8 protein-coding genes are annotated in these 9579 nt (G+C 43.9%); 2 read left to right on the forward strand and 6 right to left on the reverse strand.

What is annotated here, in order from left to right; translation table 11 throughout:
- Positions 1-2 precede the first annotated feature (2 nt).
- Positions 3-329 (reverse strand): DUF433 domain-containing protein, encoded by a 327-nt coding sequence (locus AC5JM2_RS08340; protein WP_495834429.1) that lies wholly within the window; start codon positions 327-329, stop codon positions 3-5.
- 182 nt (positions 330-511) lie between these two features.
- Positions 512-787 (reverse strand): lipopolysaccharide assembly protein LapA domain-containing protein, encoded by a 276-nt coding sequence (locus AC5JM2_RS08345; RefSeq protein WP_495834430.1) that lies wholly within the window; start codon positions 785-787, stop codon positions 512-514.
- 152 nt (positions 788-939) lie between these two features.
- On the opposite strand from AC5JM2_RS08345, the gene AC5JM2_RS08350 reads away from it, so the two are divergent.
- A complete protein-coding gene (locus tag AC5JM2_RS08350; protein ID WP_495834431.1) occupies positions 940-2109 on the forward strand; it encodes an LLM class flavin-dependent oxidoreductase in 1170 nt (389 codons plus the stop codon).
- A 221-nt stretch (positions 2110-2330) separates the two neighbouring features.
- On the opposite strand, the gene AC5JM2_RS08355 is transcribed toward AC5JM2_RS08350, so the two are convergent.
- From AC5JM2_RS08355 to hflX, 3 genes are all read right to left on the reverse strand, one after another.
- Entirely contained in the window at positions 2331-4103 is a 1773-nt protein-coding gene (locus AC5JM2_RS08355; RefSeq protein WP_495834432.1) for a multicopper oxidase family protein, read from the reverse strand.
- Between the two features lie 433 nt (positions 4104-4536).
- Positions 4537-4995, reverse strand: coding sequence for an EamA family transporter (locus AC5JM2_RS08360; RefSeq protein WP_495834433.1), 459 nt, complete (start codon positions 4993-4995; stop codon positions 4537-4539).
- 410 nt (positions 4996-5405) lie between these two features.
- A complete protein-coding gene (gene hflX / locus AC5JM2_RS08365) occupies positions 5406-7202 on the reverse strand; it encodes a GTPase HflX (protein WP_495834434.1) in 1797 nt (598 codons plus the stop codon).
- A 157-nt stretch (positions 7203-7359) separates the two neighbouring features.
- Here hflX and AC5JM2_RS08370 point away from each other — a divergent pair, with 157 nt between their 5' ends.
- Positions 7360-8004, forward strand: coding sequence for a Uma2 family endonuclease (locus AC5JM2_RS08370; protein WP_495834435.1), 645 nt, complete (start codon positions 7360-7362; stop codon positions 8002-8004).
- Between the two features lie 118 nt (positions 8005-8122).
- Here the strand turns inward: AC5JM2_RS08370 and AC5JM2_RS08375 are convergent, their stop codons facing one another.
- Entirely contained in the window at positions 8123-9142 is a 1020-nt protein-coding gene (locus tag AC5JM2_RS08375) for a DUF389 domain-containing protein (RefSeq protein WP_495834436.1), read from the reverse strand.
- Between the last annotated feature and the right edge of the window lie 437 nt (positions 9143-9579).

Consider the following 9579-nt stretch of genomic DNA (forward strand, 5'->3'; position numbering starts at 1 on the left):
GACTAAGCTACCTGATTACGCTCAATTGCCAATTCGATTTCATCAGGATGCGTTTGTGCATATACCCAAGCATTAGCTAAATCTGTAGTTGTAATAGTTGGATAGCTCGTCAAAAGGTCAGCATCACTATATCCAAGACGGCGAGCTTCCACAAGTACCCAGACGGGAATACGAGTTTTCGCAATGCGTGCTTCTCCACCACAAACTCTAGAGGTTTTCTCAATTCCTTGCCAATTGCTACCGAGACTTTGAGCCAGTAATTGTATGGCTTGCACTTTTTCAGCAGGACTGAGGGCAAGAAGTTGTTGTTCTAACTCTTTGAGTGTCACGGATATCAATCCTCTGATGTTTTGTCAGGCTACATTCACAATTTTATATTTCACCCCAAAACTTAAGCGCAATTTTGACCGAATTGCTAATGGTGAAGAAACCAAGAGTGATATACAAGGTGTGGGAGTGTCAACTGCTCATTCTTTTTTTTGGCGAAGGTATTGTTTGATCTACCTGGTTCTCAAAACTCCTCATCGGCGAAGAATTCGTTTTCATCTTCTGATCTCAAATTCCTTCGCTCAGAACCAGCAACACCCCACAAGGGTTGCAGCAATGCTACACCAACTATCCCTACAACAGCACAAAAAGCTAGCACTAAACCTACTGGAATTTGAATGGACTGGAAGGTTAGAAATTTTAAAGAGACTGGTTGAGCGTTTTGTACTGAGAGGATGGCTACTCCCATCACCCATGAAGCTATAACTATCGATATCAGCAGACTGGTAAAATTTTTCATAGCGCTACAATATTATTCTTTATACGGTCGGGATAATTACTGATAAATTATTATTACCTCGTTTTTCTGTAGTTTTGCTGGCAATCAGCCGTCTGATCCAAAAATGACTAAAGTCGAGTACAACTTACAGAGTTATTTAGGAGAAAGAAAATATGTTTAAAGGCGATGTACCTCGGCTTTCGACTATTAGGACGCATCAGAGGGTATCTGAGGTGGGTTGGTTTGCCGATTTATGCGGGGGTGACACTGATCGTTTAGGAAAGCTTGACCCCTCTCGGCGCAGCAACTACGAACATTGCCGTGATATTGTGCTCACAGCTGATTCCTTGGGCTACAAGAATATTCTACTGCCCACAAGCTATATGTTGGGTCAGGAAGTGTTACCTTTTGCGGCGGCGATCGCATCCCAAATCCAGCAAATCAGTTTACTCACCGCAATACGCACAGGGGAAATTCACCCTCCCATGCTCGCACGTCATCTTTCAACCTTAGACCATTTGTTACAGGGACGGCTGACTGTAAATATCATTAATTCCGAACTCCCCGGACTTGTTGAAGACGCTGAGTATCGCTATCAACGGTGTAAAGAAGTGATCCAAATTCTTCAACAGGCGTGGACGCAAGAAAAAATAGACCATCAAGGGGAGATTTATCGCTTTAGCTTACCAACTTACCCAGTCAAACCGTATCAGCAACATGGCGGACCACTGCTTTACTTCGGCGGAATATCACCAGGTTCTCGCGATGTCTGTGCTCAATACTGCGATGTTTTTCTGATGTGGCCCGATACTGAAGAAGGACTGTTTGAAAGTATGCAAGACCTTTCCAACAGGGCTGCTGCTTATGGACGAAGTATCGATTTTGGACTCCGTATTCATGTAATTGTACGCGAAACCGAGGAAGAAGCTCGTTTCTGGGCAAAAACTTTGATATCGGAACTCGATGCAGCTCGCGGTGTACAGTTGAAATCTCGTACACAAGATTCTCGCTCCGTAGGCGTCTTGAAACAAGATGCCCTGCGAACAGTTGCTGACGAAGATGACTATATTGAGGGGAACTTATGGATGGGAATAGGACGAGCGCGTTCTGGGTGTGGTGCAGCATTAGTGGGAAATCCTTCCCAGATACTTGAACGACTGGATCGTTACTTGGATATGGGAATTCGAGCATTCATTTTTTCTGGCTATCCCCTGATTGAGGAGTGTCAGTATTTTGCAAAGCTTGTGTTACCTCATCTGCCAAATGTTAGACTTGCAGAACTTCAAGAACGGTTACCTACGGTGCAGCCGGTGACACCTCTGACAATAGGAGAACTGAGATAGGGAGTCAGGGAGGGAAGGAGTGAGGAGGCAGTGCGCCCTTGGCGGTTCCCTCGCCACTGCACCCCGGCTGTACCGACAGTACTATTTGCAAAAAATGCGTATGCACCAAAGGTCACAATTCCCAACAACCAATCCCAAAGAGTACTCGCCATCGTTAGCTATTGTAAGTACAGAAGGTTAAACCTTGTACAATAATTACAGCCTACTAATAGTTTCCATCCTCAACTCTTGACTGTAATCGGTGCCATCATGCCGTTATCTTCGTGTTCAAGGATATGGCAGTGGTAGACAAAAGTACCTGCGATACTCGTATTTTTATCCTTGCTCGCGCCTCGGAAATCCATTTGCAGTTTAACACGAGTCCCAACAGGGACGTTGATCGTGTCGCGCATCATCCCTATCTCACTCGAATCAGGGCTTTCCAGCACGCGGAAGTGGATCTGGTGGATATGAAAGGCATGGGCTTCCCGAGCACGGTTTTCCACGATCCAATCCTCAGTCGTTCCCTCTTGAACTGTGATATCTGGAGTCTTGAAGTTTGGATCGTAGACTTTAGGCTGATTCGGCTCCACAGTGATGTAGAACTCCGTTCTTGTTGCTGTCGGATCGCTTGGAGTTGGAGCGGGAAAATCTTTTTGAGAGAAGTAGAGCGTGCGCTCTTTTATAGACTTCTCCTGACTTAGTCCAGAGAAGCGATCGCCCGATACCTGGGTTAAGTCAACCGAAAGCTCGGGAACTAAGGCTGAAGTAGATGATTCGGCATTGCGAGTAAGTTGTGCTTGTCTCTCAATTCTAGCGATCGTTCTTTGTGGGTCATTGTCGCCGTCTGGTCCTGTGTCAAAGTTCAGCGTCAAAAACTTGGCATCTTTGACATCGCCTCCAGGACCAGTGATCATAAACTCTACTCTTCCAGCTGGCGGTAGCATAATGTGCTTGACTGATTTAGTCTGGTCTTGCAGTTGAACATTAGCATTGATTGGAACGCCATCCATGGCTACCAACTTAAGCGGTTGAGCAGTGCCATCATATTGAACTTGCAAGTCAAAGTAGGTATCTGCTGCGGTATTAGCCACACGCCAAAACTGTTCTTCGTTTTGTTTCATTTGAATGACAGCAGGCGGATCGTAGTTACCCCCTCCTTTATACCTAATTGGAACTGAGTTGATGGAAATATCCTTCGCTGGTGGTTGCTGAGTGTCGTTGGGGAAGGAATTTGATAAGTCCATATCACGTAGAACAAACACCCGTTCGGGTAGTTGAGCTGCTCGCTTGTTAAACTTCCCAATGCCTTCAACAATGATCGCACCTGTTAATCCGCTCAGCACCTGATTTTCGCTCTGCATGTGGACGTGCGGGTGATACCAGTATAGTCCCGGTGGCTCGTCCTTTGGAATTTCAATCTTATACTTGAAAGTCTCCCTCGGCTCAATCACCGTCCTTACAACTTCGTCCTGATGGCATTTTGGAGACACATTCAGACCGTGGAAGTGGAGGTTGGTTGAATTTTGGGGTGCCATTCCTCCTGAATATTCGCCGCGCTCACAGTTATTGTCTTGCTTTTCTTTTGCTTTTCCTGGCAGTCTGTTAGTCAATCTCAGTACAAGGTCTTTTTTACCAGGACTCACCCTAAGAGTTGGTGCTTCGACGTTACCATTAGCAAGATAGCAGTTTTGTTCAGGGGCGTTTTTCTCAGAGGGAGGAATGTTTAGAACCGTGAAGTTAGCAGGATTCGATGCATCGGGATTCCGGATTTGCGGTGGGTTATTAACAATGCTTCCTGCAGTTGGACGGGCGGGACAAACAGAAGTTGAGGATAGGGTTTGCGCCTGGGCTGGCAACGCAAATATTACAGCACTTCCTGCAATAAGAACGCAGCAAGCCATCAAATAGAGTAGCCTCAGTTTTCTACTAAATGCAATGGCGATGTCTTTTGACTCGCCGCTGGGCGTCTGCGCACCGAGCTGGAATACAAGTCGTCTAATAATGCTTTTCATGCTAGTTTTCTCCTGACTTGACATACACTGTTGTCAAGACTTGCTTTGAGTTATGATTCAACGAATTCAGGATTAATTCCAGATATCCTTACAGCAATTTTCAGGTAATTGAACCACAGACTAAGATACACTGAAGAGATAGTATTGTTTTAATATATGCCAGTATCTTACTCAAAGGATTTGCGTGAGCGCGTGATTATGACGTGTGTTGCAAAAGAGGGATCTCAACGCCGTCACATGGACTGACGGAAGGAAGGAGTGCAATACACCCTCGAATTCTATGAGTTTCTGGTTGAAAGATTTAATGACAGTAATATAGCAGTCCTAAATTATTCGTTAACAACAAGATTCCCGACTTCGCAAAAGTTGTCGCAAATCTGAAAATGCGGGATTTTCAAAGAATCAAATAGGATTGCAATCCTCAATAATCTTATCAAAAAATTAACACCAAAGTTCCTATAGCTATTAAGAAAGTTCCTAAAAGAATTTTCCAATTTAACGGCTCATGAAGAAAAACTACAGAAAACAATAAAACTAATACCAAACTAGATTTATCAATTGGTGCAACAAGTGAGGCTCTTCCTTGTTGTAAAGCTTTGAAATAAAAAATCCAGGATAAGCCAGTAGCTCCCCCAGAACATAATAGAAAAAACATAGTTTTTGGGGGAATCTCTAAAATATTAACCATACTGCCTTGAGCAAATACAATTCCCCAAGCAACTACTAAAATTACAACAGTTCGGATTGCTGTTGCCAGGTTGGAGTTTACATTTTCAACCCCAACTTTGGCAAATATGGTTGTTAATGCGGCAAAACAAGCTGAAAATAATGCATAGATCCACCATGTGTTTGTGTTGCTCATCATTCTGCTTCCTATTTCAGTAGTCATCATACTCCCGAACCGTCCGAAGAATACCTATACTAAGTTTCATTCATGAGAATTTCCCCTCTTTCTATCTCTTTACGCCAGTCTTCTCTGTGTTCTGGAGCGCCTCCCTACGGGTTCACCAGTCGCCTGCGGAGGAGCCAGTACTTGATGAGGGTCTCCCGACAGAGGTATCTGGCGTTGGAAACCCTCCCAAGAGCGCTGGTTCACTGCGGTTTTTTATTCTCTTTGAACACAACTTGGTATTAAAAAACCGCAAAGAACGCAAAGGACGCAAAGGAAGAAAAAAGAAGATAGGTAATTTTCTAGCGGTTCGGGATATGTTAAGCTACTTACATCAAAAAATTAAGGTGTAAGGCTGTGCTGATTCTGCACTAACACCCCACACCCATATATTGATACAAAAGAAAATTTATTTAATGATAAGAAACGGCATATTCAACCAGTTGACCGAGACGTTGGCGTAAGGTTTCTAATCCTAAACGCTGACTCGCGGAAATAAACACCGCTAAAGGAAACTCTTCCTGCGCTAATGCTAAATTTTTGGTATCGACTTCATCAATCTTGTTAAAAACAACTAGTGCTGGGCCGGGAGTGATGGGCATTTGTGCCAGAATTTCTCTGACAGAGCGAATATGACTCAACCAAGCAGGATGAGACAAATCTACCAAATGCAACAAAGCATCAGCTTCTGTGACTTCCTCTAAGGTGGCGCGGAACGCATCCATTAAAGATGCGGGCAATTCGTGAATAAACCCTACTGTATCTGTTACCAGAATTTCTTGAGGTTCATCCGTTTCGCCGTGGGGAACAACCAAGCGGCGTGTAGTGGGGTCAAGAGTGGCAAATAATTGGTCGGCTGTGTAAACCTCTGCATTGGTGAGAGTATTTAGCAGCGTAGATTTGCCAGCGTTGGTGTAACCAACAATAGCCACTGAGGGAACTTCTTGATGTTGTCGCCGCTGGCGCAACCGTTCCCGATGTGCTTGTAGTTGGTTAACTTCTTGTTGTAGTCTGGAAATACGTCGCCCAATGGCACGGCGTTCTGTTTCTAATTTGGTTTCACCAGGACCACGAGTCCCAATACCACCCCCCAACCTAGACATTGCTTGACCTCGACCAGCCAGTCGTGGTAGCATATATTCTAGCTGTGCGAGTTCGACTTGCAATTTACCAGCACGAGATTGAGCGCGTTGAGCGAAGATATCCAAAATTACTTCGGTGCGGTCAACTACCCGAACTCCAATTTGCAATTCTAAATTACGAACTTGGGTGGGTGAGAGATCGCGGTCGAAGACGATGAGGTTTGCTCCTAAGGTTTGAGCAGCTACGGCGATTTCTTGGACTTTACCTTCACCAACGACTGTTTGAGGATGAATGCGCGATCGCTTCTGTCGCATCATCTGCAACACCTCTCCTCCAGCCGTATCCACCAACCGTGCCAATTCTTCCAACGTGTCTTGGAATTGTTGGGCTGTCGTATCATCAGTCATAACGCCAACAATCAGGACGCGATCATTGTCGGTGTCTACATCTTGGGCGACAAATTCCCGCCGGAACTCTGCTTCGAGTCCTTCCACCAACTCCATCAAGTCCTGATTTGTCAGCATATCCACACTCATGGGTGGCGAAACGCTCCAACTTGTGTATGGAAGGTTGTTCTTTTGTTCTTTACCCTCTTTATTCTCTCCGCCTGCAGGTGGAAGATGAGAAACTTTTTCTATTGCTGGGCTGCTGATCAGCGCGCGAGCGTCTTGGGGTGTCAAATGAGCTAAGTAAGCTTCCTTGACATAGCCCGTCGCGCCGCCACCGCGTCGTTGAAATCCCGTCCCAGTAATGTTTAGCATCACTAAGGCATCCAATCGTTGCAATGCCATAGCAGTCAGCGCCGCTTCGTTAGGCGGTTCTGGCTTTAGGTGAGTGGCGATGCAACGAATACCGCTCAATCGTTCTGCGCCATAACGGGGTAATTCCAAAGGTGGAATTTGCGTTTGGCGCGGTGTACCTACCCCTACGCGGATGACTTGTCCGCGACGGTTGAGGTAAGCACACACTGGCTGATTGATTTCAGTGCTAATTGCTGCCAGTCGCTGAGAAAACTCGGGCGTTGTGATGCGATCGCCCGCTATGCGCTGGTGATACAGTCGCTGTATTTGTTTCAGCTGACTAGACTTTAGACCTTGGAGATTACCAAAGATAGTCTCGATAAGCATTTATGACCAGTAAAATGGTCCCCCGAATCCTACTTCTTTTATTTTATCTCACTGTTTTTCTGTCACAAATCTTACTTAGGGAGGATGCATTTTTTGGAATACTTTTATTTTTATATGACGCTATGGTGTATGATATGAGCCTGTACCCAATAGAGCAATGGTAACAACACGCGTCCCCTCAGAATCAAGGGTTATTTTAAGAAACATTAGCTGGCAGACCTTTGAAACCATGTTAGCAGATATGGGGGAAGACCGAGCTTCCCGAATAGCTTACGACAGAGGTACCCTGGAAATTATGACGCCACTCTTGCCTCATGAATATTGGAATAGATTAATTGAACGTCTGATTTTTGTTCTTGGGGAAGAGTTGAATTTAGAAATTCTTCCTACAGGTTCCACAACCTTGAAACGCGAAGATTTGCGGCGTGGTGCTGAACCTGATAGCAGCTATTACATCCGGAACGAAGCACGGGTGAGAAACAAAACAGAAATTAATTTAAATAACGACCCGCCACCCGACTTAGTGGTAGAAGTAGATTTAACCAGTTCATCTTTGGATCGATTCCAGATTTATTCTTCTTTGGGTATTCCTGAACTTTGGCGCTACGACGAAGGTGTGTTGCACATTTACCAATTGGAACAAGGGGAATATGTGGAGTGTAATAATTCGCCTACTTTTGCACAACTGCCTTTAATTGAAATCTCTCGATTTTTGGAGGAAAGTCAAAGAATTGGGGTGATGGAAATGACGCGGATTTTTCGGAATTGGGTGAGGGAAAGGATTTACAGCAGCAATTCCTAAGTCAGAAGTAAAAAAGTGTTGATGTTTGGCTTTGAGCCATTATTTTTTGTACTTCACTAACTTGTAGTAGTCAATCGCTTCCCCCTGTCCCACAGATTTTACTTAGAATGATTCTGGCTCAATTACTCTCCTTGACATCAGAAGTTGGGGTATCTGTTGTAATTTCTTTAACTTGTCCAACTTCAAATATTAACCGAAATGGTCGTCCCATTTCTTTTGCCAGAAATTGTTCTAATAATCTTACTTGTGTAGGTGTCACAGGTTCTTTTGCACGCACACTTAATCGTACTTCTGGAGGATTAGTTAACCAGTTAGTATCACTTTCAATTAGATTGAGACGCTGAAAAGTGACAGTTCTATTCAATAATGCCTTTTTTACACTGTTTTCTAACCGTGCTTGTTGGACTAATCGACCAAAGCTGACTGTTAAAGGAATCAGCAATGCACCTGTAAAAATTAAGGTTAAAATTAAGGGTTTTCTGGCTTTTCCTGCTGGAGAATAGCCGACAACTAAAAATGTCAGCATACAAGCAAGAGCAATGCCCAAAAGATTCGTCAGGTAGAGTAAAGTTGCTCCCTGACTAAGTGCCCAGTTTGCTTGCGATAAACCCAAACCAATCACACAAACAGGTGGCATTAGTGCAACAGCGATCGCTGTTCCTGCTAAAGTACTAGAAATCTTCGGTTCAACTTTGGCGTAACCACTAATTGCACCAGCAACGACTGCAATACCCAAATCTAACAATGTCGGTTGAGAACGCGATAACACTTCGCTACCAAAGTTGGAAATACCAACGAGTGAACCCAAAGTACAAGCGATCGCCAATGCCAACAAAGTTCCTACTATTATCGAAATTAGACCCTTACGAAACAAGTCAACATTACCCGTCAATGCACCAAAAGCTAACCCGCGAATTGGTAACATTAGAGGTGCAACAATCATAGCTCCAATAATTACCGCAGTGCTATTGCTGAGTAGCCCAAAAGTAGCGATGGCACAGGAACCAACAATCAAAATTAAATAAATTGAACTCAGCTTAGATTCATCGAGCAAATCTGTTTGCAATTCATGGATTGTAGTTGGTTCTAGTCGATTTTGCCTAAATATCCTGAAGCGATCGCGAATAATTACTAGCAAAGTCAAATCCTCTGTTTGTCACTTCATTCAATGTTGATTGTCTGATTAAATATCAAGTGCTTAAATCCAGTCATCTACTATTGGTGATAATCTCTAAATTGGAATTTATTCCAAACGTTTAAAAATCAGCTTATTTGCAGTTTCACTTCTACAATGTATGCATTAGCATCACGTTTCATCGCTCGTGATTTGAGAATCAACCTTGCCATTTCGTTGGGCTTGTAATTGTGCTAATTGTCTGATACTATCACTAATACGACTAGGTTTTGTGTGTCATAGGTATTTCCGTTCTTTCAGGCTATTGCAAGACAGGATAATTGTGAAGTTAGCGTAACAATTATCCTGCCAGTTCTTAACAATTCAAGAGGTAAACTCTTTCAATAGGAGGGCTTGAGGATATGAGCGTAAATTTTGTGTGCGTTGTTCTAGATATTCGC

The organism is Brasilonema angustatum (assembly GCF_059505445.1).